Annotated in this window: 25 protein-coding genes; 7 read left to right on the forward strand and 18 right to left on the reverse strand. The window is 59.1% G+C overall.

Annotation, left to right across the window (positions count from 1 at the left end; genetic code table 11):
* Nucleotides 1-24: 24 nt before the first annotated feature.
* From GTQ55_RS11735 to GTQ55_RS11765, 7 genes are all read right to left on the reverse strand, one after another.
* Nucleotides 25-864 (reverse strand): polysaccharide deacetylase family protein, encoded by an 840-nt coding sequence (locus tag GTQ55_RS11735; RefSeq protein WP_161858906.1) that lies wholly within the window; start codon nt 862-864, stop codon nt 25-27.
* Nucleotides 865-931: 67 nt separating this feature from the next.
* Nucleotides 932-2380 carry an ATP-binding protein gene (locus GTQ55_RS11740; RefSeq protein ID WP_237567658.1) on the reverse strand — a complete coding sequence of 483 codons (1449 nt, stop codon included), beginning with the start codon at nt 2378-2380 and terminating at the stop codon, nt 932-934.
* Nucleotides 2331-3008: a response regulator transcription factor gene (locus GTQ55_RS11745; protein ID WP_161858908.1), complete on the reverse strand. Its 678-nt coding sequence runs from the start codon at nt 3006-3008 to the stop codon at nt 2331-2333. The genes GTQ55_RS11740 and GTQ55_RS11745 overlap by 50 nt, the downstream gene beginning before the upstream one ends.
* Before the next feature lie 36 nt (nt 3009-3044).
* A complete protein-coding gene (locus GTQ55_RS11750; RefSeq protein ID WP_161858909.1) occupies nt 3045-3407 on the reverse strand; it encodes a PepSY domain-containing protein in 363 nt (120 codons plus the stop codon).
* A gap of 40 nt (nt 3408-3447) precedes the next feature.
* On the reverse strand, nt 3448-4032 hold the full coding sequence (locus GTQ55_RS11755; protein WP_161858910.1) for a glycine zipper 2TM domain-containing protein: 585 nt from the start codon (nt 4030-4032) through the stop codon (nt 3448-3450).
* Between the two features lie 174 nt (nt 4033-4206).
* Nucleotides 4207-4665 (reverse strand): TlpA family protein disulfide reductase, encoded by a 459-nt coding sequence (locus GTQ55_RS11760; RefSeq protein ID WP_161858911.1) that lies wholly within the window; start codon nt 4663-4665, stop codon nt 4207-4209.
* A gap of 4 nt (nt 4666-4669) precedes the next feature.
* Entirely contained in the window at nt 4670-6049 is a 1380-nt protein-coding gene (locus GTQ55_RS11765) for a YihY family inner membrane protein (RefSeq protein WP_161858912.1), read from the reverse strand.
* A 183-nt stretch (nt 6050-6232) separates the two neighbouring features.
* On the opposite strand from GTQ55_RS11765, the gene arsC reads away from it, so the two are divergent.
* The 7 genes from arsC to GTQ55_RS11800 all read left to right on the forward strand — a co-directional run bounded on the left by arsC (nt 6233) and on the right by GTQ55_RS11800 (nt 13847).
* The gene (gene arsC / locus GTQ55_RS11770) at nt 6233-6577 is read left to right on the forward strand and encodes an arsenate reductase (glutaredoxin) (RefSeq protein ID WP_161858913.1); all 345 of its coding nucleotides are present in this window, start codon (nt 6233-6235) and stop codon (nt 6575-6577) included.
* 11 nt (nt 6578-6588) lie between these two features.
* On the forward strand, nt 6589-7206 hold the full coding sequence (wrbA, locus tag GTQ55_RS11775) for an NAD(P)H:quinone oxidoreductase (RefSeq protein ID WP_202620705.1): 618 nt from the start codon (nt 6589-6591) through the stop codon (nt 7204-7206).
* Nucleotides 7199-7582: a DUF2069 domain-containing protein gene (locus tag GTQ55_RS11780; RefSeq protein ID WP_221296175.1), complete on the forward strand. Its 384-nt coding sequence runs from the start codon at nt 7199-7201 to the stop codon at nt 7580-7582. Before wrbA ends, GTQ55_RS11780 begins: the two co-directional genes overlap by 8 nt.
* A gap of 33 nt (nt 7583-7615) precedes the next feature.
* Nucleotides 7616-9484 carry a signal peptide peptidase SppA gene (sppA, locus tag GTQ55_RS11785; protein ID WP_161858914.1) on the forward strand — a complete coding sequence of 623 codons (1869 nt, stop codon included), beginning with the start codon at nt 7616-7618 and terminating at the stop codon, nt 9482-9484.
* Between the two features lie 409 nt (nt 9485-9893).
* Nucleotides 9894-10772, forward strand: a complete 879-nt coding sequence (locus tag GTQ55_RS11790) for an HAD-IIB family hydrolase (protein WP_161858915.1) — start codon at nt 9894-9896, stop codon at nt 10770-10772.
* A 27-nt stretch (nt 10773-10799) separates the two neighbouring features.
* Nucleotides 10800-12023: a glycosyltransferase family protein gene (locus tag GTQ55_RS11795; protein WP_161858916.1), complete on the forward strand. Its 1224-nt coding sequence runs from the start codon at nt 10800-10802 to the stop codon at nt 12021-12023.
* A gap of 69 nt (nt 12024-12092) precedes the next feature.
* Nucleotides 12093-13847 (forward strand): sugar phosphorylase, encoded by a 1755-nt coding sequence (locus GTQ55_RS11800; RefSeq protein ID WP_237567659.1) that lies wholly within the window; start codon nt 12093-12095, stop codon nt 13845-13847.
* A gap of 21 nt (nt 13848-13868) precedes the next feature.
* Here the strand turns inward: GTQ55_RS11800 and GTQ55_RS11805 are convergent, their stop codons facing one another.
* From GTQ55_RS11805 to folC, 11 genes are all read right to left on the reverse strand, one after another.
* Nucleotides 13869-14018 (reverse strand): hypothetical protein, encoded by a 150-nt coding sequence (locus GTQ55_RS11805; RefSeq protein ID WP_161858917.1) that lies wholly within the window; start codon nt 14016-14018, stop codon nt 13869-13871.
* Nucleotides 14019-14021: 3 nt separating this feature from the next.
* The gene (locus tag GTQ55_RS11810; protein WP_161858918.1) at nt 14022-15224 is read right to left on the reverse strand and encodes an MFS transporter; all 1203 of its coding nucleotides are present in this window, start codon (nt 15222-15224) and stop codon (nt 14022-14024) included.
* Between the two features lie 5 nt (nt 15225-15229).
* Nucleotides 15230-16501 (reverse strand): MFS transporter, encoded by a 1272-nt coding sequence (locus tag GTQ55_RS11815; protein ID WP_161858919.1) that lies wholly within the window; start codon nt 16499-16501, stop codon nt 15230-15232.
* A gap of 161 nt (nt 16502-16662) precedes the next feature.
* Nucleotides 16663-18723: a transglutaminase TgpA family protein gene (locus tag GTQ55_RS11820; RefSeq protein ID WP_161858920.1), complete on the reverse strand. Its 2061-nt coding sequence runs from the start codon at nt 18721-18723 to the stop codon at nt 16663-16665.
* Entirely contained in the window at nt 18720-19709 is a 990-nt protein-coding gene (locus GTQ55_RS11825; RefSeq protein WP_161858921.1) for a DUF58 domain-containing protein, read from the reverse strand. Before GTQ55_RS11825 ends, GTQ55_RS11820 begins: the two co-directional genes overlap by 4 nt.
* 80 nt (nt 19710-19789) lie before the next feature.
* Nucleotides 19790-20701 carry an AAA family ATPase gene (locus GTQ55_RS11830; RefSeq protein WP_161860137.1) on the reverse strand — a complete coding sequence of 304 codons (912 nt, stop codon included), beginning with the start codon at nt 20699-20701 and terminating at the stop codon, nt 19790-19792.
* 104 nt (nt 20702-20805) lie between these two features.
* Complete coding sequence (locus GTQ55_RS11835; RefSeq protein WP_161858922.1) at nt 20806-21990, reverse strand: O-succinylhomoserine sulfhydrylase; 1185 nt, start codon at nt 21988-21990, stop codon at nt 20806-20808.
* A gap of 148 nt (nt 21991-22138) precedes the next feature.
* Nucleotides 22139-23626 carry an amidophosphoribosyltransferase gene (gene purF, locus GTQ55_RS11840; protein ID WP_161858923.1) on the reverse strand — a complete coding sequence of 496 codons (1488 nt, stop codon included), beginning with the start codon at nt 23624-23626 and terminating at the stop codon, nt 22139-22141.
* Nucleotides 23627-23694: 68 nt separating this feature from the next.
* Nucleotides 23695-24192 carry a CvpA family protein gene (locus GTQ55_RS11845; RefSeq protein ID WP_161858924.1) on the reverse strand — a complete coding sequence of 166 codons (498 nt, stop codon included), beginning with the start codon at nt 24190-24192 and terminating at the stop codon, nt 23695-23697.
* Nucleotides 24193-24323: 131 nt separating this feature from the next.
* Complete coding sequence (locus tag GTQ55_RS11850; protein WP_161858925.1) at nt 24324-25037, reverse strand: SPOR domain-containing protein; 714 nt, start codon at nt 25035-25037, stop codon at nt 24324-24326.
* Entirely contained in the window at nt 25018-26289 is a 1272-nt protein-coding gene (gene folC / locus GTQ55_RS11855) for a bifunctional tetrahydrofolate synthase/dihydrofolate synthase (RefSeq protein ID WP_161858926.1), read from the reverse strand. Before folC ends, GTQ55_RS11850 begins: the two co-directional genes overlap by 20 nt.
* Nucleotides 26290-26373 lie beyond the last annotated feature (84 nt).

The following is a 26373-nucleotide window of genomic DNA, read 5'->3' on the forward strand; positions in this document are numbered from 1 at the left end:
TCGACACTATTTATTGTGCAGAGCTTATTGCGCAGAGCGCGCCTGCTCTCTTTGCAGGTGCGCCAACGCCTCGCGCATGGTGGCTACCCAGTAGCGGTCCGGGTGCGCTGCGAGGTGTGCAAGTAGCTGCCGGTGGGCATCGGAAGAGACGGTGATGTAGTCACCACCAACGCCGTGGAACAGAAATCCAACCAGGCTGTTGTTCACCCGTGCAGCTTCCGCCACCGCAATCAGTTCTTTCCCACTTTTTTCCGCACCGTCAAACGATGCCACCCGGTAAAAGTCACTGTCGCTTACCTGATGCTGGCCATCGGCGGTAAACAGGCGCGCACCGGTTACCAGCTTCTTCAGCGCCGGAACCACATCCTCGCCGCCGGCAAGCATGTCGCCACAAGGGTAGGCAAAGGTCCGCTGTTTCTCTCCATCGATAGCCTCCAGCATACTGTTTGTGGTCTGCACCTCACTCACAAACTGGTCGAGCGTGTACTTGTCCAGATCTTGCCAGGATTTTACCCAGCTGCGATTGGCCAGGGATTTGCGGCATGGATGGTACAGCGTATGGTTGCCCAGCTCGTGACCACTTTTGGCCGCACTTCGCCATTCATCCAGCCGCAAGCGTACCGCGGGCCGCGCACCGCTGATATAAAAAGTGCCGGGCAAGTTGTGTTTGTCCAGTTGTGGAATCGCGACATCCAGGTGGGAATCCAGTGCGTCATCGTAAGTCAGTACCACTGCCACTTCCGCGCCGCCCGGCCAGGGAGATTCGGCCTCAGCGGCGATAGTGGCTGCGGAGCCCGCCGCAAGTAAAATGGAAATCAGAAAGGTGCCGCTGGCGCCGATTTTCCGAACGTGTCGCGCAATCATTGCATGTCCTTTTTATTCTTCGTTTGCAGAACCAGCCGGTGCCGGCAACGCCACATCGGTACCGGCTTCAGAGCCTGACGCGCAGGGTAAGCCCGCCCAGGTCTTCTTCACCGCGCTGCCCGGCAGGCACGATGCCAATTTCACCGTGATAACTCTCAACGATATCCACCACCACGGCAAGCCCGATTCCCTGCCCCTGCTGCTGTTGATCGGCACGCACCCCGCGCTGGACCACCTGCTGCCACTGATCCTCGCTGAGCCCCGGGCCGTTGTCGGAAACCAGAACTTCCAGCCCGCGCTGATCCTCAATATTGTCAATTTTAACCAGCAGCTTACCGCCACCGTACTTGTAACCGTTGTCCAGCAGATTTCCGAGCATTTCCAGCAGGTCACCCTCGTCCCCGTAAAACAATACCTCGTCATCGCACAGCAGCTCCGCATCCATCGGCTTGCCCCGATACACTTTATCCAGTGCGGTGAGGATTTTCTCGGCGATGGGCTGCACCTTCACCCCGCGAAGAATGGATTTCGGGGAACTCGCCACAGCTCGTTTGAGCTGGTAACTGATAATGCCGTCCATGCGCTGCACCTGCTCTGCCAACGCCTCCTGCGCCGCCTGAGGATCCTTGCCCAAATCCAGCCCTTTCAATACCGCCAGTGGTGTTTTCAGGCTGTGGGCGAGGTCACCCAGGGTATGACGGGTTTTCTCCCGCTGGCGACGTTCATTTTCGATCAGCAGATTGAGGTTGTCGGTCAGAGGCACCAGCTCCTGCGGAAAATTTCCCTGCAGGGTATCCGTCCCTCCCTGCTGCATTTTCTTTAGTGCCTGGGTAACCCCGCGCAGCGGCGCAAGTCCCCAGCGCAGCACCAGTAATTGCACCGCGATCAGTGCCAGCGCACCAATACCCAGCCAGCGCCACAGGGTGCCGCTGAACTGCTGCACTTGGGCGTGTAGCGGCGCGGCATCTTCAAGAATGACAAAGGTAAATTGCAGCTCGTTATCCAGCCCCCAGGCGATACCCTGGCGAAAACTACTGTAGGGCGTTTCCAGATCCGGCAACTGGACCTCGGCAAACACTTTCTGCCCCTGGCGCAGTGGCAACGGCAGCGGCAAAGCGGAAAAATTGGGCAGGCTGAGGGCGGACTGGGAACGCCAGATGACCCGCCCCCGGGCATCCATCACCGCGCCGATCAGGCCGGAATCCGGCTGGTTGAAACGTTGCTCGGGCAGGTTCAACGGAAGGTACAGACTATCGCCATCGAGCTCAGCCACCGCCAGAAGCGTATAGATATATATCTGCAACTCGCGGGCTTTGGCTTCATCCAGTGAGGTGCGGTAGGCACGTTCGAGCACCCCGGAAAGCACCACCAGAAAAACCAGCAGTACCAGGGTAGCCATCAGCGACAGCCGCCCGGAAAGCGAGTGCCACCAGCGGGAAATGGAGGGCGCGCGGGACGGCAAGAGCTCAGCCCGCGGCAGCGCTGAATCGATAGCCGCGCCCGCGCAGGGTTTCAATCGGCTTGACACCGCCGGCGGCATCGAGCTTCTTGCGCAAACGACCGATAAATACCTCGATCACATTGCTGTCGCGATCACAGTCCTGCTCATAGATATGTTCGGTAAGGGTGGTTTTCGATACGACTTCGTCCGGGTGCAGCATCAGGTATTCCAGTACCTTGTACTCGAAGGAAGTGAGTTCCAGCTCATCGCCGGACACCTTCACCCGTTGCGCGCTGGTATCCAGCTCAATGGGGCCGGCATTGATTGTGGGCGATGAGAAACCGGCAGAGCGGCGCACCAGTGCGTTCAGTCGTGCCAGCAGCTCCTCGGTATGGAAAGGTTTGGTCAGGTAGTCATCACCACCTGCTTCCAGCCCACGCACCCGCTCCTGCCAGTGCCCCCGCGCGGTGAGAATCAGGATGGGAAAATGGTGGGACTCCTTGCGCAGGGTTTCGATGACCTGGATACCGTCTACTTTCGGCAGTCCGAGGTCCATGATCGCCACGTCGTACGGGTACTCACGGCCCAGGTAGAGCGCCTCTTCGCCATCCGGCGCCTCGTCCACGGTGTATCCTGCTTTGCGCAGGGAAACAGCCAGTTGCTCCCGCAGGGCATATTCATCTTCCACCAGCAATACGCGCATATAAGTTCCTCTGCCTGTTCTCTATCGGTGGGACCCTCAGCGGGAAATCCGCCCGCTCGCTTTATCCACAAACACCACATAGACCTGACTCTTGTCAGAAAGTCCCTTCACCCGGTACATCGCCCGGCCGTTCCGCTGCACTTCGCTGATCGCCAGGATCTTGCCGCCGTAGCGTTTCTTCACGATGGCTGCCGCCTGATCCCGGGAAACCCCGCGGTTCTGCATACGGATACTGGCGAGAGGCTGCACCTTGAGGTAACCCGGCCCGCGTTGTGCCGGCTGCGAAACTGCAGCCCGCAAATCCACCTGCTGGCCGGCATAGAGCGGTGAGGCAAACAGCGCGGCGCACAGGCCCGTCACCAGTACCATCGCAGCCATTCGGATAGCGGGAAGTTTCACAATGCAGCTCCTGTTATATTGCTAACGCCGGTCAGTGTCATCAAAGGACCGGCGTGACATCTACGCGAACCCGGATTCTATCTCCAGGATGCCGATCAGTGCGAGTCAGATATTCCTGACCGTTATAACGGTAGTTTACGTCATATCCTATCAATTCCCGGCGGCTGCTGACTTGCTCCACCACCTGACAGCGCTGCTCGGTGCCTACCTGCACCGGTGCATTGTGCCGGCTGATGGCCCCGCCGATGGCCGCACCCACCGCGGCACCGGCGACCATACCCGCGCCCTTGTTACCGCGGTGGTAATGCCTGCGATGGTGACGACCGTGGCGATACCCCTTGACCGCGTTGCGCCCTACAGCGGCGCCGATCAGGCCACCGATCAGTGCCCCGGCGGGTGAAGGTTGTTGGTAGGTTACGGTCTGGTCCCAGCACTGGGTGCGCGGCTCTACGACCTGAATGTCGTTATAGATGGGGGTAACGCCAGTGACGATCGCGTAATCGTAGCCATCCTGGCCCTGGTAGTAGCCGCTCTCACCGGCGCTGGAATGGGCGCTGACACCCACCAGGCTGGCGGTCAGGCCGGCAAACGCCAGTTGCTTGAAAAAAGTGTGTATCTTGACCATGTTCCATGCTCCCTGAGACCCGGAAAACAGCACCTGTTGTGACCGCCCCGACACTAAATTTCGGGGCTGGGCGCCTGTTTACTGACCTTTTCGGCCGATGGGAGCACTTTAATGGGCACTGCCTGAATCCTTCCTGAATCCCGGCGGTATTTGGCAGTAAGCGTCTGGGGGCAATCACTCGCGATTGGCAATCGCGGCCACCGCCTCGGACAGGGATTCGGCCGATTGCGGCCCTACCAGTGTTCTTCGCCACTGGCCGTTTGCATCGATGATCAGGGTAGACGGGAGTACCTGCGGCATTGGCTGCCCCCAGCGTCCCTGCGGCGCGGCCGCCAACAACGGGAACGCAATGCCAAACTTGTCCGCCTGCCTGCGCACCTGCTCTGCCGGTAACTGATCGAAATTGATCCCCAGCACCAGGACCTGGTCGCGGTGCTCACGGTAGAACCTGTTCAATTCCGGGATCTCCTCGCGACAGGGCGCGCACCACTCGGCCCAGTAGTTCACCAGCAGGATCTTGCCATCGCCGGATAGTGATTCGCCATCCAGGGACCGCAACCCGCCAGCATGACGCTCACACCCGGCCACCACCAGGCCAATGAGCAATAAAACAACGGATAGTGATGCGCGCATGGATTCAGGACTTGGCTGTTTTGCTGGATGCTTTCCCACCACGGGCATTGCGGCTGCTCCCTTTCGAGGAAGATTTATTCTCTTTGTGTGTGCTGTTTGGAGCATCGTTACTCGCCGCTTCCGCAGCGTTGGCCTCCACGCTGGCATCGACCGACTTCTCCAGCATTTCCTTCGCCATGGACTCGCGGAACAGGTCGCCGAGACTCTGGGAAAGATGATCGCGGGAAAAGTCGCGGGCTTCGCGGAAGCGCGCATCCACCTCCCGGTACCAGGGCCGCTGCAGTAATTCACGATGTCCGCTTTCAGGTAGCGGTGCCGGGTGCAGCCAGTCCACCATCTGCTGCAGGGAGATGGAATCCAGGTCGCGCACCAGCACGTAGTCATTGCGTTCGGTCTGCGCAATAACCTGGTTGGACTGCAGCACTTCGCGGATATGCCGCCACTGCGAAGGCCGGATGCCTGCGCGGGAGATATCCTGTTCGCGCACCGGCTCCCCCTTCTGGTAGTTGCAGAAAAACTTCCACAGCAACGACAGGGTGGCGACCAGGTCAGAATACCGTCGCCCCTGCGCCGCCGCATGGTAGGCAGAAAGCGTACGCACCAACACGCAACCGGCCAGCACGATCATCCACATCAGATAAATCCAGATGAGGAACAGAGGCACAAACGCAAACGCGCCGTAAATCGCCTGCACCGAACTGCGCGCGACAATCGCGCCGAAGAGATATTTCGCCGCCTCAAAGGCAAATGCGGTAATCACGCCACCGGCAAGGCCGTGGCGTAGCGGCACACGACAATTGGGAACGGCGACGAATAACAGGGTGAAAGCAATAGCGGTGAAGATCCACGGCAGTACCCGCAACACAATTGGCAGAACCCCGAGGCTGTCGTTCTGGGCGAGCACCTTCTGTGAAAACAGATAAGTAGTGGCCGCCATACCGGCGCCCAGCAGAATCGGCCCCAGGCTGAGAATTGCCCAGTAAAGAAGAAAGCTGGAAACCCCACGGCGCCCTTTGGGGATATCCCAGATGGCATTAAACGTGTTTTCGATGTTCTTCAGCATGAAGCCCGCAGTAAGCAACAACAGACCGATACCGGCACCGGTCAGACGCTGGGCCTGTGAGGAAAAACTGTTGATGTACTCCTGCACGTCGCGCCCACTCTCAGGCACGAAATGAGAAAAAATCTGCTGCTGGATTTTACTTTCGAGGCCTGCGAAATCCGGAAACAGGGAGAGCATCGCATAGCTCACCGTCACCAGCGGAACAATCGCAAACAGAGTCATGTAAGTCAGGGCAGCGGCATTCTGGCGGCAGTTCTTTTCGTTGAATACGGTCCAGAGGGAGGCAAAAAACCGACGCCAGCGGTGCACCATTTCAGTCATGGGTCTTCTCAGTTTGTTATATAGCCATGTGTGCCGGATTCTCGAATGAATCCGACCAAATACGCCGTGCAACCTGTCTAAAAAATACGCCATACCCCAGCGTAGTCCACGTTTTACACAGGTTCATGGACGGCCAACAGTCACCTGTTAGAATACGCCAAACCTTAACAGGATACCCCTTCGATGTGGACGATCTATCATAACCCGCGCTGTTCAAAATCCCGCCAGACCCTGCAATTGCTTCAGGAAAACAATATCGAACCGGAAGTGGTGCTTTACCTGGAAACCCCACCGGACACCGCCATTCTCACCGCACTGCTGAAAAAGCTCGGTATTGGTGCCCGCGACCTGCTCCGCAAAGGCGAAGACGCCTACAAGGAGCTGAACCTCAAAGATCCGACTCTCGGCGATGACGCCCTGATTCAGGCCATGGTCACGCATCCCAAATTGATTGAGCGGCCCATCGTCGTCAATGGTGAAAAAGCGGTACTCGGCCGCCCGCCAGAAAACGTGCTGGAGCTCCTCTAGTGCCTCCTGCGATGATCACCGAACCCTATGTACTGATTCTCTATTACAGCCGCGGTGGTACAACCGCCAGTATGGCAGCGGAGCTCGCCCGCGGTGTGGAACAGGCCGGGCTCAGCGCTCGCCTGCGCACGGTGCCGCCGGTATCGCCGGACTCCGAAGCAAGCCTGCCACCGGTCCCTGATAGCGGCGCCCCCTACTGTACCCCGGACGACCTGCGCCATTGCGCCGGCTTGCTGTTAGGCAGCCCCACCCGGTTTGGCAATATGGCCGCACCGCTGCGGTACTTCCTGGACCAGACCAGTGACATGTGGCTCGATGGCAGCCTCACCGGCAAGCCGGCGGCCGTTTTCACCTCCACTGGCAGCCTGCACGGCGGACAGGAAAGCACCCTAATTTCCATGATGCTGCCCCTGCTGCACCACGGCATGCTTATTGCCGGCATCCCCTATTCGGAAGCAGCCCTTATGCATACCACTACCGGCGGCACGCCCTATGGCGCCTCCCATTGGTCCGGAAGCAAGGCCGGTGGCCTGAGCGAAGACGAAACCAGCCTGTGCCGCGCCCTCGGCCAGCGCGTGGGCAACCTCGCCCGGCAACTGGGGCAAGAACAGGGGAATCAAAATGGCTAGAAAGCCCAAAGCCATCGACCCGGCGAGCGTGTCGCGCAAGCTGGAAATCGCCCACAAGCTCAACTGGGTCTGCTATGGCGGTCTTTTGCTACTGTTCGCGGTATGGAACCTGCTTCTCGGCGGCTCCGTGAAATGGTGGCTGCTGCAGACGGTGCCACTGCTACTGGTATTGCCGGGCATGCTAAAACAGCACCAGCGCAGCTATTTATGGTTGTGCTTTATCCTGCTGCTGTATATCACCGCCGGAATCGTCGATGTAATGATGCCTACGCGCGGCTGGCAGCATGGCGCACTGACCGCCCTCAGCCTTATCCTGTTTATCTCTGCGATGATGACCAGCCGCTGGCTGGTGCAGTTGCAGAATGCAAAACGCTAACGAATCAACAGACCGACACAAGGAGTTTCAGGTTTGACTGAAGCAACTCGCCACCGCGGACCTGTCCGCCGCTTTTTCGGTGCCATTGGCGGCGCCATCACCTGGCTGCGCCGGGTATTTACCAACCTGCTGTTCCTGTTGATCCTGCTGTTTATCGGTGTCGCCATTTTCGGCGGTGAAGAACGTATCACCGTACCGCAAGGCGCTGCACTGAAAGTCGCTCCCGGCGGTTTTCTGGTTGATGAAGTCAGCCAGCCCAGCGGCATTCCCGGATTCCTCGGCGGCCCTTCCAGACCCCCGGAGACTCGCGTCAAAGACCTGGTGGACGCCATCGACCGCGCCGCCAACGACAAACGTATTGCTGCGCTGGTACTGGAACTCGATTACCTCGCAGGCGCCAGTCTCAGTAAACTGGAAGAAGTCGGTGAAGCCGTACGGCGCTTCAAGGCCAGCGAAAAGCCGGTCTACGCCATCGGTGACAACTTCACCCAGGGGCAATACTTTCTCGCCAGCCATGCCGACAAGGTCTACCTGAACCCGATGGGTTCACTGCTGCTCACGGGCTTTGGCAGTTACCGCAACTACTACAAAAGTGCCCTCGACAAGCTGAAAATCAACTTCCACGTGTTCCGTGTGGGGGATTACAAAGACTTTATCGAGCCCTATACCCGCGATGACATGTCTCCCGCCTCTAGGGAAAACAATGCGCGCTGGTTGCATCAGTTATGGAGCGAGTACACCGAACAGGTCACCGGCCTGCGCAACCTGCCGCCCAACGCCGTGGACAACTACGTCGCCGACATGCCGCAAAACCTGCGCGCCGAAGGCGGTAGCTGGGCGAAAGCCGCCCTCGCCAACCAGTTTGTCGACAAGCTCCTCACCCGCCGCGCCGCTATGGCGGAAATGCAGGAGCTGGTCGGTGTCAGCGATGCCGACAAGTCCCAGTACAAACATATCAACGCGATGGATTACCTGCGCCATACCAAATTGGCCGACCTTTCCGATCCCCATTTGAAAAGTGACAAAATCGGCCTGATCAGTGCCGCCGGCGCCATCATCGATGGCGAAGCCCCCCCCGGACAGATCGGCAGCGCAAGTCTGGGCAAACTGATTGCTGAGGCACGCGAGAAAAAAGTCAAAGCCCTGGTACTGCGTATCGATAGCCCCGGAGGCTCCGCTTTCGCCTCCGAAGCCATCCGCCAGGAGCTGCTCGCCACCCGTGAAGCCGGTATCCCGGTGGTTATTTCCATGGGGAGCGTCGCCGCTTCTGGTGGCTACTGGATTGCGGCCGGTGGCGACCGCATTTGGGCCTCTCCGTCCACCATCACCGGCTCAATCGGCGTATTTGGCGCCTTCCCCACCTTTGAGGATTCCCTCGAGCACCTGGGTATCTATAACGACGGCGTCGGCACTACCGAGCTGGCCGGCACCATGCGGCTGGACCGCGCGCTGCCGGAGGCGGCCGCGGACATACTGCAACAGGGGGTGGAGCACACCTATGCGCAGTTCCTCCAGCTGGTAGCGGAAGCCCGCAGCAGTACCCCTCAGGAGATCCACAAGATTGCCCAGGGGCAGGTATGGACCGGACGCGCCGCACACAAACTGGGGCTGGTGGATGAATTGGGCAACCTCAAGGATGCCATTGCCGACGCCGCCCAGATCGCCAAGCTGGAAAACTACGACGTGGTTGAAATTCAGCGAGAGCTGACGCCCAGCGAAAAGATCATGCGTGCCCTGGCTGAAAATGTGGATGCCAAAATTGCCGCCAGTGTGGAGCAGAACCTCCCCCTCGGAGCCTGGTTCAGCAGCTTGCAACCGGCCTTGCAGCCGCTTGCGGAACTGAAGTCCTTCAAGGATCCACGCGCCCTTTATGTGCGCTGCATGCACTGCGTCGCACCCTGATTCGATAAATTCCTGCTGTGCCCTCGTACAGCAAAAAATGTGCGATCTCCGGCCGTAAAACGGTCGGGGATTGCTTTCCTCCCGTTGCTGCGCCCTTCTCCTGCCCCGTGTCCCACCCACCGCCTTACCAGACTATTCCCCTGCCACTATGCAGTCCGGTCGCCCAGGTTGCACCACAATGGCTCAGCTCGAAAACCTGCAGGGAGTCAACGCCCCATTATGACGCACCAATTCCCCGCCGTTTCACGGTCCCTGACCAACACAATGAATTACTCGCCAATCAACCGGCTACAAGCACCGTCGTAGCTCACTTTTCTCCGTCTGGCACTATTTTTGGATTGAGGTAATAGAGAGAAAGCAATAACGACCATTTAAATAAACGATAAAGTTCTGACCAACTCGGAAACTAATGACAGAAACAAAGAGCGCGGCGTACAACTCTTCGGATTTTCAATGGCTGGTCGCCAGCGACCTCGACGGCACCTTACTGGACCACTTCAGCTATTCCCACCTGCCAGCGAACGACACCCTGGAAAAACTCGAGTCCAGCGGTATACCGGTGATTCTCAACAGCAGCAAAACTCGCGACGAGATGCTGGAGCTGCGCCGGGCGCTCAACAACGAACATCCCTTTATTGTGGAAAATGGCTCGGCCATTTTCATTCCGCAGGGCTACTTCCCCCAAAGACCAGAGTTCGCGCGCGAGGAGTCGGGCTTTTGGATCGTCGAGCCCGGTGCGCGGCGCGATGACATTCTCGCCTTCCTGCAGCAAGATGGCGAAAAACACGGTGCGCCCTATCTCAACTTCGCAGCCGCCTCTACCGCAGAAATCGTCGCCGCGACCGGGCTTACCAGTGCCGAGGCGGAAAAGGCCAACCAGCGCAATTACTCCGAGCCCCTGCTGTGGCAGGGGGATGAACAGGAAAAACTCGCCTTTATTGCACGCGCCAACGCCTCCGGGTTCGCCACCCTTCAGGGCGGACGCTTCCTGCACGTACTGGGGCAGACCGACAAAGGGCGCGCCACGCAATTACTCAAGAAAGCCTACCAGCACTATACCGATCGCGAATGCCGCCTGATCGCCAGCGGTGACGGCCCAAACGATCTCGACATGCTCAGGGTGGCAGACATTGCCGTTATCGTTCGCTCTCCGGCACACCCTCCACCGAGCCTCCCCCACCACCCACACCTGATCGTTACCCGGGAGACAGGCCCACGCGGGTGGGCAGAGGCCATCGAAGAGATTTTCACTACCGACTCCAAGCATTCCGCGAACATTCGAATGTAAACAGACCCGAAATAAAGGAAGCAAACCGTGACCGACTTTTTTCAGAATGGCGACATCACGACCCTGCACAATCTCTCCAACCGCAGCCTGGAAGACATGGAAGCGGATCTGGTCCGTTTTTCCAAGCACCGCCCGATGTCGCTGTTGTTGCCTTCACTCTATTCGGAGCTGGAAGGCGAAGCGCTGCCGAAGATCCTCGATATCCTGGCAGATGTGCCCTACCTTTCCGAAATCGTGATCGGCCTGGATCGCGCGGATGAATCCCAGTACCGCGATGCGTTAAAGCAGTTCAGCGTCCTGCCGCAGCATGTCCGGGTTCTGTGGAACGATGGTCCACGCCTGCGCGAGCTGGACGCACAGCTGAAGAGCGACGGCCTCGCCCCCAAGGAAGCAGGTAAAGGGCGCAATGTCTGGTATTGCCTGGGTTATATCCTGGCCTCAGGCCGTGGTGAGGCGATTGCGCTGCACGACTGCGACATCGTCACCTACGACCGGATGATGCTGGCGCGCCTGTTTTACCCGATTGCCAATCCCAACTTCAGCTACGAATTCTGCAAAGGGTTTTACTCCCGTGTCGCCAATGGGAAAATCAATGGCCGCGTATGTCGGCTGCTGGTTACGCCGCTGGTGCGCACCCTGAAAAAGATTTATGGGCACACCCCCTACCTGGAATACATGGATAGTTTCCGCTATTCCCTCGCCGGGGAGTTTTCTTTCCGTCGGGATGTCATCAATGACCTGCGCATCCCCAGCGACTGGGGGCTGGAAATCGGCGTCCTGTCGGAGATGCACCGCAATTACTCGACCAACCGCCTGTGCCAGGTGGACATAGCGCACGCCTACGACCACAAGCACCAGGATGTTTCCTTCGATGATGAACAGGGCGGGCTGTCGAAAATGTCTATCGACATCGCCAAGTCATTTTTTCGCAAGCTCGCCACCCAGGGCACGGTATTCTCATCAGAGACCTTCCGCAGTATCAAAGCCACCTATTTCCGCGTAGCCCTCGACTTTGTTGAGACCTATCGCAACGATGCCATCATAAATGGCCTGAATTTTGATATTCATAAAGAAGAGCAGACGGTAGAACTCTTTGCCAGCAACCTGGTGAAGGCGGGACAGGCGTTCCTGGAAAACCCAATGGAAACCCCGTTTATCCCGAGCTGGAACCGCATTACCAGTGCCGAGCCCGGGTTCCTGAATCGGCTGCAACAGGCCGTCGAAGCGGATTACGAAGAGTACAACATCTAATCCACCAGACTAGTAGCCCGCACAAGTTTGAAGCAAAAAAACAACCGCATGGAAACCCGGGGGGAAGCCGTGAGCCATTCCAACTCTCAAGTTCCGATCAAGGATGTGCTCCACCAGAAAGTGGTGGATCACCTGGCCTTTATCTACCCGAATCTGGACATCGAGCCCATTGCCCACGAGCTGGTGCGCACCATGCGGCTGGACGATGACTGCCAGAGCCCCCTCGCCCACAAAAACCTGTGGGACCAGACCGATATTGCCGTCATCACTTACGGAAACAGCATTGTCAGCGACAACCAGCCGCCGCTGAAAACCTTGCACCACTTCCTGCAGGCGCACTTCCCAATGCTGATCAACACGGTGCATATACTGCCGTTTTTCCCCTACACCAGTGACGACGGTTTTGCGGTTTCCGCCTACAAGCAGGTCGATCCCCCCCTGGGAGACTGGAGCGATATCCTGCGCATCAGCACGGATTTTCACTTGATGGCGGACCTGGTAATCAACCACTGTTCAGCGAAACACGACTGGTTCCTGAATTACCAGGAGGGAAATGACCCGGGCAGCGACTTTTTTGTGGAAATGGATCCGGAAGAAGACCTCAGTAAAGTAGTACGCCCAAGGGTAACGCCGCTGCTGCGCGCCACTAGGACGCCAAGGGGAACCAGGCATGTATGGTGTACTTTCGGCCATGACCAGGTGGACCTGAACTTCGCCAACCCCAAGGTACTGGCAAAGATTGTCGATATCATCCGCCTGTACCTCGATATGGGCGTGCGGATATTTCGCCTCGATGCCGTTGCATTCATCTGGAAAGAGGTGGGAACCAACTGCCTGAACCTGGCAGAAACCCACGAAATCGTGCGCCTGCTGCGTACCCTGATCGAGCACGCCAACCCCAATGCGGTGATTATCACCGAGACCAACATTCCCAATCAGGAAAACCTGTCCTACTTCGGCAACGCGAACGAAGCACACTGCATTTACAACTTTTCGCTGCCTCCGTTGCTGGTCAACACCCTGGTTACCGGCAACTGCCGGTACCTGAAAAACTGGTTGATGAGCATGCCCCCGGCTCAGAACGGCACCACCTACTTCAACTTCATCGCATCACACGATGGCATCGGCCTGCGTCCGGTAGAAGGTTTGCTGGATGACAGTGAGCTGGAAGCCCTGATTCAGAGCATGGAAAACTTTGGCGGGCAGATTTCCTGGCGGGCGCTGGATGACGGCAGCAACAAACCCTATGAAATCAATATTTCACTCTTCGACGCGCTGAAAGGCACCACCTGCGGAGAAGACGAGTGGCAGCTGCGGCGCTTTATCTGTGCCCACGCAATCATGCTGGCGCTGGAGGGAATTCCGGCGTTCTACCTGCACAGCCTGATGGGAACAACCAATGACTACGAGCGCATGAAGGAACATGGTCACAACCGTGCCATCAACCGCCGTCAGTGGCAGGAGCAGGAACTGAACGAAGCACTGGCTGACCCCGACAGCCATCACCACCATGTATTTCATCAGTTGCGGAAACTGATCCAGTTACGAAGGGATCAGCCGGCATTCCACCCGAATGCAACCCAGTTTACCCTGCATCTGGGGGACCAGGTGTTCGCATTCTGGCGCCAGAGCCTGGACCGTCGACAGAGCATTTTCTGCCTCAACAACATATCTGATCAGCCACAGACGATTCATCTGAATGCGATCAACCTGATCGGTACCGACCAGTGGAAAGACCTGGTCAGCGACGCCACCTTTGACGACATGCTGGCGACCGTCACCCTGGACCCGTACCAGACAATGTGGATCAGTAACCGCTGGTAAGCCAGCGGGAAGGAGCTCCGCTTACAGGCAGATATCCGTATCGCAGGCGCCTTCGCCGGCCAGAACTTTGTAAATGATGCGGTCTTTGGTTGGCGGCGACTCGACCGATAATTTTTTGATGCCGAGGTAACTAAGCAACTCGCGTAAAAACAGCAAATAATTTTCCCACATCGCTTATATTTCTTGCGCCGGGGCCGATGTCGACATACGGCCCCAGCGGACTTCATTGCCCGCCGCAGGTGCCACTGGAATATTCTGCGCAAGTAAAAGGGAGCCCGCGGCCATCGCCGCGCCGCACCAGAACACCGCCGCCGGCGATACCAGCCACATGAGCCCGAACATCACCGGAATCACCACTGCGGCAATATGGTTGATGGTAAAGCTCACTGCCGCGGAGGAAGCAATGTCACGGTCATCCACAATCTTCTGGAAATAGGTCTTGATCGCAATGGCCATGGAAAAAAACAGGTGGTCAACGATATACAGGGCGGCGGCGGCGGTTGCCGTCTCCACCAGGGCATAGCCACCGAACACAACGATCAGCCCGATATACTCCAGGGTCAGCGCTCGGCGCTCGCCAAAGCGCACGATAAACCGGCCTATCTTGGGTGCCAGGTACAGGTTGAGCAGGTGATTGGCGATAAACAGCTGGGCAATCTCCGCCACGCTGTAGCCAAATTTCTCCACCATTAAAAATCCGGCGAACACCACGAAAATCTGGCGACGCGCGCCGCTCATGAATGTAAGCGCATAGTAGAGCCAGTACCGTTTGCGCAGAATAATTTTCCGGTGCTGTACATGGGGCTGTTCAAACGCGGGAAACACGATCCACAGAACAGCCACGATGGCAACGGTAACCCCTCCCCCCAACAGGTAGATCCAGGTGTAATCCAGCTGCAACTGATCCGAGGTAAACCACACCAGTCCGTAAGCCGCCAGTGAGGCGAACGAACCCGCGGCGATTGTGCGCCCGAGCCAGATAGCCGACGTTTCTTTCGGCAACCACTGCAGTGCCAGAGAGGTCTTCAGGGCCTCGTAGTAGTGGAAACCGACCGACATCAACAATGTGGTGCACAGCAGCCCCAGGGTAGACGGAAAATATCCGGTCAGTGCCACACCCACACCGGTAGCGATCAGTGAAATAAATGCAAGGCGCTGTTCGCGGATCAGGAAAAGCACGAACACCACGGTAAATGCGAGAAATCCGGGGACCTCGCGTACGCTCTGTAGCAGACCGATCTCCGCACCGGTGAATTGCGCACGCTCGATCACAAAGTTGTTCAACAGTGCCTGCCATACGCCGAACGAGAGCGGCATGGCCAGAGCCAGTAATATCAGCAGGATTTCCGGACGGCGCCAGTTGAATTGGGAGAACATGGTCGTTAAGGCTCGGAGGTTTCGGAGGAATCGGAAGTTTCTGAATGATCGATACGCAGGCTGCGCAGGGCACCGCTCAACCAGGCCAGCACAAATGCCACCAGGCTGAAGATGCCCGCCCACCATAAGGTGGTCAGCGGTGCTGAGAATTCACTGATCACACCTGCGGCCAGGGCACCGATGGCGGCGGACCCGAACAGGGACAACTGATAAATGGAAATAATCCGGCTGCGCACCTGCTCCGGCGCCAGCAATTGCACAATGGATTTCCCGAGCCCGGCGGAAGCGGCAGCCACCGCGCCCCAGCAGGCGCACAGAAACATCAGCCCGAATGGCGTGGGGCCGAAACTGATGGCAATCAGCAGTGCGGCACTGTAGAGCAGGCACATCAATACACCGCGCCCGGGGGTATCGCCCTGTCCGCGCCGCAGCATCGCTACCGTGGCGATCACCGTTCCCACAACAAAGGCAATTTGCAGAGTGGCGTAGTAGCTGGCCCCGCGGTCGTAGCTTTCAGCCATCAGCGGCAGCACCACCAGAAATACACCGATATGCACAAGCCCGTTGAACCCGACCAACAGCACCAGCTCGAGGATCGCGCGGCTTTTGCGGACTTCGGCAAACCCTTCCATTAGCGCCAGGGGTAATTTCTGGCGGGCCATGCGCGGTGCCGGCCCCAGATGACGCATGGAGAAAAAAAACAGTGCAGCCAAAACCAGCGTGACTACCTGAATCAACAGTAAAAGCTCGGCCCCCCACTGGTCGAAACGACTCGCCAGCAACATGCCGATAGCCTGCCCTCCGTACTGGGCCAGCATCATCCAGGTCACAGTATGCTGCACCCGCGCTTCACTCAGACGCGCAGTGCCGTCTTGCGGGGTGCGGGCGCAGCGCTGCACCAGGTTTTCGCGGGCGGGCTGGAGAAATGCGGTAAAGACGCCGAGGCTGATACCGTACAACATCAGCAGCGGAAGACTGGGAAGCTGGTAAAGCAGGTAGTAGGCGAGGCCGGCATGGCATAGCCCGAGGCCGATACAGGACAGCGCGGCAACCCGGGCGGAATCGAAGCGATCGGCCAGGGCTCCGCCGAAAAGTAGAAACACGAGGTTGGGCAACAGCACAGAGGCCTGCACCCAGCCCAGCTGCAAGGCCGGCAAACCCACCAGCGCCACAGCAATCCACGGCAACAGAACCACCTGTAGACCGGTGGCCAAAGAGGTGCCGCTGTAACCGAGCAGAAATGTTCGCAGACGTGCCGCCAGTGCGGGAAATGCCATTTACAGAATCCGGAAAACCATTTGCGCGCTACGGCCGGCGGGCGGACTGCAGTCCAGCGTCACTTCCGGCTCAGCTTGCGGAGCGGGGACCAGGCCCGTCCAGGGGGCCGCTATTGTCCCACAGAATGCCCACCTTTGGGGCCAGGCACCTAGCCTGATCGTCACACTTGCGCACTGGTCCGGGCCAGCTGACGCACCGGCCAGAATCCCCGCACCAGGCGTCGCAGCTGTCGCTCCGCATCCGCATCGTCCGCGTAAGCCGCTTTTTCGTATGCGCTGGTAATACTTGCCGCCATCGGTCCCAGACGCGGCAGTTCCTGTTTGATTCTGCGCGCATAATCCCCCGGGGTTTCTCCGGGGTTGCGGGGCATTCCGGCGCGTGCCATTCGGCGACAAAAACGCAGATAAAAGCGGCTGGCCGCCGACACTGCCGGTCCGCGACTGGAAAGTTTCAGCCACACCAGCAATAGCAGCAGCGCCAGCACCATCGGCACGCCAATAAACAGAGCCATTCGCAGGGGGGATATCTCCCCCAACAAACGTCGCAGGACTCCCTGCTGACGCTCGCTGTCGAAGCTGACCACGGTCTGATACCAGCGGTAGTTGATCATGTCCCACTGCAGGCGCAAGCGGGTGACGAACGCAATTTTGTGCAGGGGCAAAAAAGTGTCCTGCATAAACTCGTCTGCAGCCGCCGTCTGCAATCCATCGCGAATTCGCTCCGGCGCTACTGCGGCGGTGGGGTCTACCCGGACCCAGCCGCGTCCCGGTAGCCAGACCTCCGCCCAGGCGTGGGCATCGTACTGCCGCACCAGTAAATACTCCTGTTGCTCAACCCACTCCCCGCCCTGATAGCCTGCCACCACACGGGCCGGCACACCGGCGGCGCGCATGGTAAACACGTAACTACTGGCAAAGTGCTCGCAGAACCCCTGGCGGGTGGAAAACAGGAATTCATCCACGGTGTCCGCACCCAGTGCGGGTGGCTTCAGGGTATAGGTGAAACTGCGGTTGTAGAGGGAAAGCAGAGCCTCCGAGATGGCCTCCGGCCCCAACCCCTCGTTTAGCCGCTCCCTGGCCCAGGCGCGCGCCTGTGGATTACCGGCGTCAGGCAACTGCAAGTGCCGGCGCTGCTCCCGCGCGCTGAGAGTCTCGTCACTGCCGACACTGTCCCGTGGCCAGGAGCGTACTTCGTAGGCGAGCCGCGTCCCCACGGGCGCACGATAAACCAGTGTATCGTGCTCGGTTTCCCGCACCCCGCGGGTTTCCGAATGTGGCCGCGCAAGGGCGAACAACCAGGGGCTGTGGCTGGCCTCCTGAATAACCTGATAGCGGTAGCGCGGACCCACCGCTGGCAGGGCACGTTGGGCGCTCTCGCCGCTGTTACCCTCTCCATACTGACGCAGGCGATTTTGCCCTCGCCCCCAGCGGGAATACTCTTCTCCCGCCCCGGGTTCGCTCCAGCGACGACCGTCGAAGTGGGTGTATACCAACCCGCGCCAATAGCGTTGCTCGGGGGCGGGCACCGCGCCGTCAAAAGAAATACGCAGCGCGGGCGTATCCGATTTCGACAACTCACTGAAGTCCCCAGGGCTCATGGAGTCACTGATACCCGTGGAGGCTGTCTTGGTATTTTGCGGTACCGCCCACAATGGCCCGAGGCGCGGTATCACCAAAAACAGCACCAGCATTACCGGTACCGCTTGCGCCAGCAGCTTGGCCGCCAGTCCAAGCGCCCTGGCCGGCCGGGCACTGCCTCGCCCCTGCTGCGCCGCCAGCGCCGCGGTTATGATCACAACACACAGTATCCCGTACAGGGCGTAGGGAATCGTCTGCTCGAAAACGAACAGGGTAGCGGCGAGAAAATAGGCCAGCATCAGGCTCAGCAGCGCATCTCGCCGGCTCACAAGCTCGATGTTCTTCAGGGTGAAGGAGACCGCCAGCAGTGCCACCATCGGCTCCAGCGCAAACCAGCGCCGGTAAGTGAGGACCAACCCCGCCACCGCCAATGACACGGCCAGCAGCTTGACCAGGCGCCCGGGCATTTCCCGGCGACCGCGAAACACCTCGAGTCGCCAGTACACGGCTATGCACCAGGCGCCCAACAGCCAAACCGGTAGATGCACCGTGTGGGGTAACAGTACCGCCAGCTGGGCGGCAAAAATCCACAGCAGGCTCTCCCGCGGCAACAGTGACTTTAGCTGGCTGACTCCGGTACTCACCCTGCGACGCCCTCCACGGAGGGGATCGGCTCGGCAACACCCTGTACCGGAAACAGCGCCAACAGGCTCAATACCGTCTGCCGGTGGGCCGGCCCGAGCCCGGGCGCGATGGTCTGCCCCGGTATACGGATACCGTATGGCACCTGCGCCCGCTCGGCATCCAGCACCCAGGCACAGAGATTGCTGAGCCGGGTTTCCACATCCCGCCCGGCAAGCAGGTCCCAGTCCAGCCAGAGGCGCGTGTCGCTACCGGAAGCGTATTCCTTGCTGTAGAGATCCCGGCCACCCGCATACTGTTTCCAGGCCACGTGGCGCAGGGAATCGCCCGGCTGATAGGTTTTCAGCCCGGCAAAGTCATCCCCCCCTCCGGAGAAGCTCTGTTGCTGATCCCCCTCTCCCGCACTGGCGCCATAAGGCAGCGGACCGGCAGACCTGGGCTGCGGGTACACCAGAAACTCTGCATCCAGGTCCACCCAGCTCCAGCAGCGGAACAGTCCAAGTGGAAACCGGCTCTGTACGTGAATCCGGGGCGCTTTTATCCGCCCCCGCTGGAGAAGCGGCAATGCGAGACGCACTTCCCGGGCTTCACCGTCAGTCAACACATCGGTGAGCACCCCCTCTTCCGGTGGCCACACCAGCTGGATGCGCTCGTGATTGCGCTTGCCGGTTTTGCTCAGCGCGAGCTTTGCCTGGCCGTAGTCACCGGCAAAAGCGGGATAGGTATCGAGCAACTGCAGCCTGAGACCAGACAGGTTGGCAAAGGTGTGTACCGGCAGAATGACGAGCAGCCCCACCAACAGAAATGCGAGCGCCAGCACCAGGTTGTTTTCATAGTTGGTGCCGAGCAGCCACAACAGGAAAATTACCAGTAGCAACCCCGCACCCGCAGCCGTGGGCAATACAAAGAGTTTGCGATGATTGAGAGTAACGCTGCGCGCGGGCGGCAGCCGTCGATCGAGCCAGCGCAACCAGCGGGCGCGAAACATCGGGCCTGCCCCAGTCTGATGCACTCTGGCGGACCCGGTATTGCTGTTGAAAGGTTGTACCGACACGTCTGTCTCTGGCCTCAGGCGGCAATAATGTCCACCTGGTGCATGATACGCTCCACCAGCTGTACGCCATCGGTGCCATCCCCCTGCAACCGGTGGCCGGCCACGGCGGGGAGGACAGCCTGCAGGTCTTCCGGCAACAGATGGCCGCGGTTGTGGATCAGTGCCCAGGCACGCGCCGCGTGCAGCAGCGCCAGGGCACCGCGGGGAGACAGGCCCACACCGCAATCAGGGCTTTGGCGGCTGTGTTGTACCAGCCGCTCGAGATAGTCGAGCAAAGACTCCGACGCCTTCACCTGCCCCACCAGTGACTGCAGTTTGCGCAACCCTTCACCGTTGATACGTGGCTTGAGCTGCGCGAGCTGTGCACGCGGGTCGATGCCCTGGAACAGGGCCCTTTCGGCTTCCCGTGTTGGATAGCCGAGACTGATGCGCATCAGAAAGCGGTCGAGCTGGGATTCCGGCAGTGCAAAGGTACCGGACTGCTGTAGCGGATTCTGGGTAGCAATGACGAAGAAAGGCTCGGGCAGCGGACGGGTCTCACCGTCGATGCTGACCTGGCGCTCCTCCATGGCTTCCAGCAATGCGCTCTGGGTTTTGGGGGAGCTGCGGTTGATTTCGTCGGCCAGCAGCAGCTGGCTGAACACCGGACCTTCGTGGAACCGGAACTGACCGGATTCACGCTCGAAGATACTGACACCGAGGATGTCGGCAGGAAGCATATCGCTGGTGAACTGGACCCGTTTGTAGCTGAGGCCGAGGACCTGGGCGAGGGCATGGGCCAGGGTGGTTTTACCCATACCCGGCAGGTCCTCGATCAACAGGTGACCGCGAGCCAGCAGGCAAGCAAGCGCCAGTTTTACCTGATGATCTTTACCCAGAAGCACTTTGCCGATATCGGCAACAATGGCGGAGATGATTTTTTGCACGGCAAATCCATTACTGCTCGGTTTTTGTTCACTAGCCATTAATCATAGGCCCCGTATTTAGCGGGGCCATTTATCATGTCACATTTCGCGCCATTGTGACCATTTTATGAGAGCGCCGACAAGCCGCGCGCCAGGTCGGCCTTCAAGTCCTCTACGTTCTCGAGTCCCACCGAGACACGAATCAGGTTTTCCGAGATGCCCGCCCTGGCCTTGTCTTCATCGCTCAGGCGGCCGTGGGTAGTGGTGGCCGGGTGGACGATGGTGCTTTTTGCATCGCCGAGATTGGCGGTGACGGAAAAAATCTTGCAGGTATCGATCACTTTCCAGGCGGCCTCGCGCCCGCCTTTTACGGTGAAACTGAACACCGCACCAAAAGCCGATTGCTGGGCGGCGGCCAGCTGGTGGTTGGGGTGGCTGGGCAGCCCCACGTAATTGACTTTCTCCACTTGCGGCTGCTCGCTCAGCCACCAGGCAACATCCAGCGCGCTGGTGCAATGGGCCTGCATACGCAGCTTGAGTGTCTCCAATCCTTTCAGGAAAACCCAGGCATTGAACGGGCTCATGCTCGGGCCACAGGTGCGCAAAAAGATGACAATTTCGTCGATCATCTCTTTCTTGCCCACAACTACACCACCCACACAGCGGCCCTGGCCGTCGAGGAATTTGGTGGCGGAATGCACGACGATATCGGCACCCAGCGCCAGCGGCCGCTGCAGAGCCGGTGTGCAGAAACAGTTATCCACGACCAGTTGTGCACCAGCGCTGTGAGCGAGCTCGGACATGGCGCGGATATCGGCAACTTCGCAAAGCGGATTGGAAGGCGTTTCCATAAACAGCAGTTTGGTATCGCCATCCAGAGCGTCTTTCCACGCCTGGAAGTCGGTGAGTTCAACAAAGGTCACCTTGACACCAAACTTGATCATGTAGCGGGTAAACAGTGCTGTCGTGGTACCAAACACACTGCGGGAACAGATGACCTTGTCCCCACTTTTCAGCAGCGCCATGCACAGGCTCAATATGGCAGCCATACCACTGGACGTAGCAACCGCGGCCTCCCCTCCTTCCATGGCGGCAATCCGCTGCTCGAACATGCGAACGGTCGGGTTGGTATAGCGCGAGTAGACATTGCCGGGGGATTCCCCGGAGAAACGCGCCGCGGCTTCTGCCGCAGAGGGAAACACGTAACTGGAAGTGGCGTAGATGGACTCGGAGTGCTCGCCTTCTGCCGACCGGCTCTGGCCTGCACGTACTGCCAGCGTTTCCAGTGCGTAGCCGTCGTCTTCAAACATGGGTTAACCGTCCCGGTTAGAAATAATTGGAACCGGCAATCTTAACCCAAGACACGCGCAAACGCAGAAAGGTCAGCGGGGCGAAAACAATTCGGCCCACCAAAAGGTGGGCCGAAATGATATTTGGACTGGTCCAGACAGTGGGAGGTTACAGCGAACTGTCGTTGCCCTTACTGGACTTGGCACTGTCATTGCGCGCCGCATGCAAGCTTTCCAGGTATTCCTCGGTCACATCACCCGTGATGTACTTGCCATTGAATACCGCGCAATCGAACTCCTTGATTTCACTGTTACCCTCAGCGGAGGATTCCACGAGATCTTCCAGCTCCTGATAAATCAGCCAGTCCGCACCAATTTCCTCACAGACCTCTTCCGTAGTGCGACCGTGCGCAACCAGCTCCGTGGCCGAAGGCATATCGATACCGTACACATTCGGATACTTGACCGCCGGCGCCGCAGAAGCGAAGTACACCTTGCTCGCACCCGCTTCGCGCGCCATCTGGATTATCTGCTTGCACGTAGTGCCGCGCACGATGGAGTCGTCCACCAGCAGTACATTCTTGCCGCGAAACTCCAGTTCGATCGGGTTCAGCTTCTGACGCACCGACTTTTTACGCTGCTTCTGCCCCGGCATGATGAACGTGCGGCCGATATAACGGTTCTTCACCATACCCTCACGGAACTTAACCCCCAAACGATGCGCCACCATCTGGCCCGCAGAACGGGAGGAGTCCGGGATCGGGATAACCACATCAATATCGTGATCCGGACGCTCGCGCAGGATCTTTTCCGCCAGGTGTTCACCCTGACGCAAGCGCGCTTTGTGCACAGAAACGCCATCCATAATGGAATCCGGACGGGCAAAATAGACATGCTCAAAAATACACGGGTTCAGCGACGGGTTTTCCGCGCACTGCTGTGAATGCACGGTGCCGTCCAGCTCGATGTAAATACACTCACCGGGCGCCACATCGCGCACCAACGTATACCCACCCACGTCCAACGCCACGGATTCAGAGGCCACCATGTACTCGGTGCCTTTATCGGTGTCGCGCTTGCCGTAGACCAGCGGGCGAATGCCATTGGGGTCGCGGAAGGCGACGATACCGTAACCAACGAGCAGCGCCACACAGGCATAACCGCCACGCACACGTTTATGCACCGCGCGCATTGCGGTAAAGATATCTTCCGCCTTCGGCTGCAGCTTGCGCTGCTCCAGCAACTCGTGGGCGAAAACATTCAGCAATACTTCGGAATCGGAGTCGGTGTTAATGTGGCGCAGATCCTGCTGATAGATCTCTTCCTTCACTTCACTCACGTTGGTCAGGTTGCCATTGTGAGCCATGGCGATGCCGTAGGGCGAGTTTACGTAAAACGGCTGGGCAAGTGCGGGGCCAGAGCTGCCGGCGGTGGGGTAACGCACATGGCCTATACCGAAATTGCCTGTCAGGCGCTGCATATGGCGAGCGCGGAACACGTCCCGTACCAGGCCATTGGCTTTCTGCTGATTCAGGCGGTCACCATCACAGGTGACGATACCCGCGGCGTCCTGGCCCCGGTGCTGCAACAGGGTGAGCGCGTCGTACAACTGCAGATTGACGTCACTCTTACCGACGATTCCAACGATGCCACACATACTTCAGATAACCCCAGTCATTTCGAGATGGTCATGGTGATCCTGCGCTGCATCCCGCAGCCCAACGATCATTCAATTTGCCCTGCGAAGAAATCCTTGATCGCGCCTGCCGCTTCGCGCGCGCGATCCTCAAATTCGAGAAAATGCGGTATCAGTGTCGATTCCTGCCACCAGCCATCTTCATTCACCGGTGCCAGCGCCGGAGCGAAGATCAGCAGCGCCATCACAATGATGCAGCCGCGAAACAAACCAAAAACCATCCCCAGCACCCGGTCCGTGCCCGATAGCCCGGTGGCCTCCACAAAGGCGGACAGGGTCATATTCAGGCCGGCTCCAGCCAGCAGGGTGAAAATAAACAGGATGGCAAAGGCGGCTATGGCCTGCAGTGAAGGTGTATCGACAAGGTTTGAGAGCAGTGGTGCCAGCTGGTCGCGAAACATCATCGCCACCACGAATGCGGCCACCCACGTGAGTAGCGACAGGACTTCGCGCACGAAGCCTCGGCTCAAGCCGATCAGCGTGGAGATGGCGACGATTGCCAGAATGGTCCAGTCAGCCCAGTTCATTCAACCCTACCTGCTACGCGGCGGCTGCCGCGAAGAGCGCGCATTCTAACTTACCGACCGGGGCCCGTGAAGCAGTTCACCAAAACCCGTGCAAAGGGACTCATGGTAGGGTCGCTCCAACCGGGCTGGTATCAGGCCCGGTAGCGAAGAATCAGGGTCTCGGCTTGCAGCAGCTTATCCAGCTTCTGCTTGTCCGACTGGGCGTCCACACGGCTTAACTTGGGTCCGACAAACACCCGTACAAGGCGGCCCTTGGGGGTATCCACCGCGCGCGTGTAGGCCCGAAACCCAGCATCCATCAACTTACTGCGGATTCGCTCGGCGCTGGCGGCCTCTTTATAGGCCCCCACCTGCACCACCCAGCCTTCAGGCAACCCCTTGTCATCCAGCTGGGTTTCCTCGGCGGGCAATTGAACGTGCGATTCGGGCGCGGATTTCGGCTCCGCTTCCTGCGCGGGCTTGGCGGCAGCGACCTCCGGCTCTACCGCCTTCGCCTTCTCTGGGGGCGGCTCAAGCGAGACCGATTCAGGATCCGGCGCCGCCGTCTTCTGCTCGACATACTCTGGCTGGAACACCTGGTCCACCGGCGGCGCGGGCTCTACGTCCTCGACCGGTTCCGGCTCGGCGATGGTGATTGGCTTGATATCTGGCGCGGGGGGGATCTGGCTGGTCACATCAATGTAGCGCGCGCCCTCGCGGTCAAACAGCGTCGGCAGGAAGATCACCGCCAGGGCCGCCAATACCAGCGCCCCCACAATGCGCTGTTTGACCCCATCGTTCAGGCGGCGCGTACCACGCCGGCTTTTCGGGGAATAAGAGTCGGAGTCACGGTCCCGGCTGGCCATCTTGTTGATCTCTTGTGAGCTGGAGTACTTCTGCAACGGTAAAGAAAGAACCGAATACAAGCAACCTGTCGTCCCTGTCCAATTTCCCCACAGCCCGCTCCAGCTGTGCCGCCACTGGCATGCAGGGAGCAGAAATAGCATCCCCCGTCACGCCTGCTGCCGCCAGACCGGCCTCGGTCTGTTCAGCGCTCGCCGCGCGGGGATTATCCGGCAACAGTGCCGGGTACCACTGGTCGACACAGGATTTGAGGGGAGCAATCAGCCCGCCCAGGTCCTTGTCCGCCATTACCGCAAACAACGCCAGCGTACGCCCCGCCCCCGGATGGCGCCGCAGCCATTCAGCCAGATACTCTGCGGCCGCCGGGTTATGCCCCACATCCAGCACAAGTCTGCGCCCCTTCCATTCCAGCTCCTGGCATCTCCCCGGCATCTGCAGGTTTTCCAGCACAGCGCATACCTCTTCCGCCCCGGGAAGCTCTCCGGACAGGGCCAGCGCCGTAATCGCCGCAGCGACACTGGCGGGCGGCAGGTGCAACTCGGGCAACCCGAGCACTAACTCAGGTTCCGCCTCCAGGCGGTACTCGCCCCCCACCAGAGAAAACTGGCGACCAATAAAATACCCGTCACACCCCAGCTTGCCGGACACATCGATCACCGAAGCCGGCGGCAGTGGATCCGCACACACAAACGTCTTGCCTGCACGCAGTATCCCCGCCTTTTCACGCCCGATCACCTCCCGGTCGCTGCCCAGCCAGGCCTCATGATCCACCGCTACTGTGGTAATGATGGCGATATCCGGGTCCACAATATTTACCGCGTCCAGGCGGCCGCCAAGACCGACTTCCAGCAGCGCAAACTCCACCTCCGCCTGCTTGAACAGCCAGAGTGCGGCCAGCGTAGTGAACTCAAAATATGTCAGGCTGGTCTCACCCCGCGCCCGCTCTACCGCCTCGAATGCAGCAATCAGCTGCGCGTCATCCACCTCCTGCCCATCAATCCGGATACGCTCGTTAAAGCGCAACAGATGGGGGGAACTGTAGGCCCCCACCGAGTGGTCCCCGGCGCGCAGCAACGCCTCCATGGTACGCACACAGCTGCCCTTGCCGTTGGTTCCCGCCACCGTAATCACCCGCCGCGCGGGAGTCTGCACATCGAGTGCGCTGGCAACCAGAGCAACCCGCTTCAGGCCGAGTTCTATTTCAGTGGGGTGCAACTGTTCCAGGCGAGAGAGCCAGGATTGGAGGTCACGCATAGGATCACCGGTGCATATTCAGATGAGGGGATTTTAGTCGGAGGAAGGGAAACAGGAAAACTAAGAGAAATGACGGCTTGCACG

Source organism: Microbulbifer hydrolyticus, from assembly GCF_009931115.1.
Classification (GTDB): Bacteria; Pseudomonadota; Gammaproteobacteria; order Pseudomonadales; family Cellvibrionaceae; genus Microbulbifer; species Microbulbifer hydrolyticus.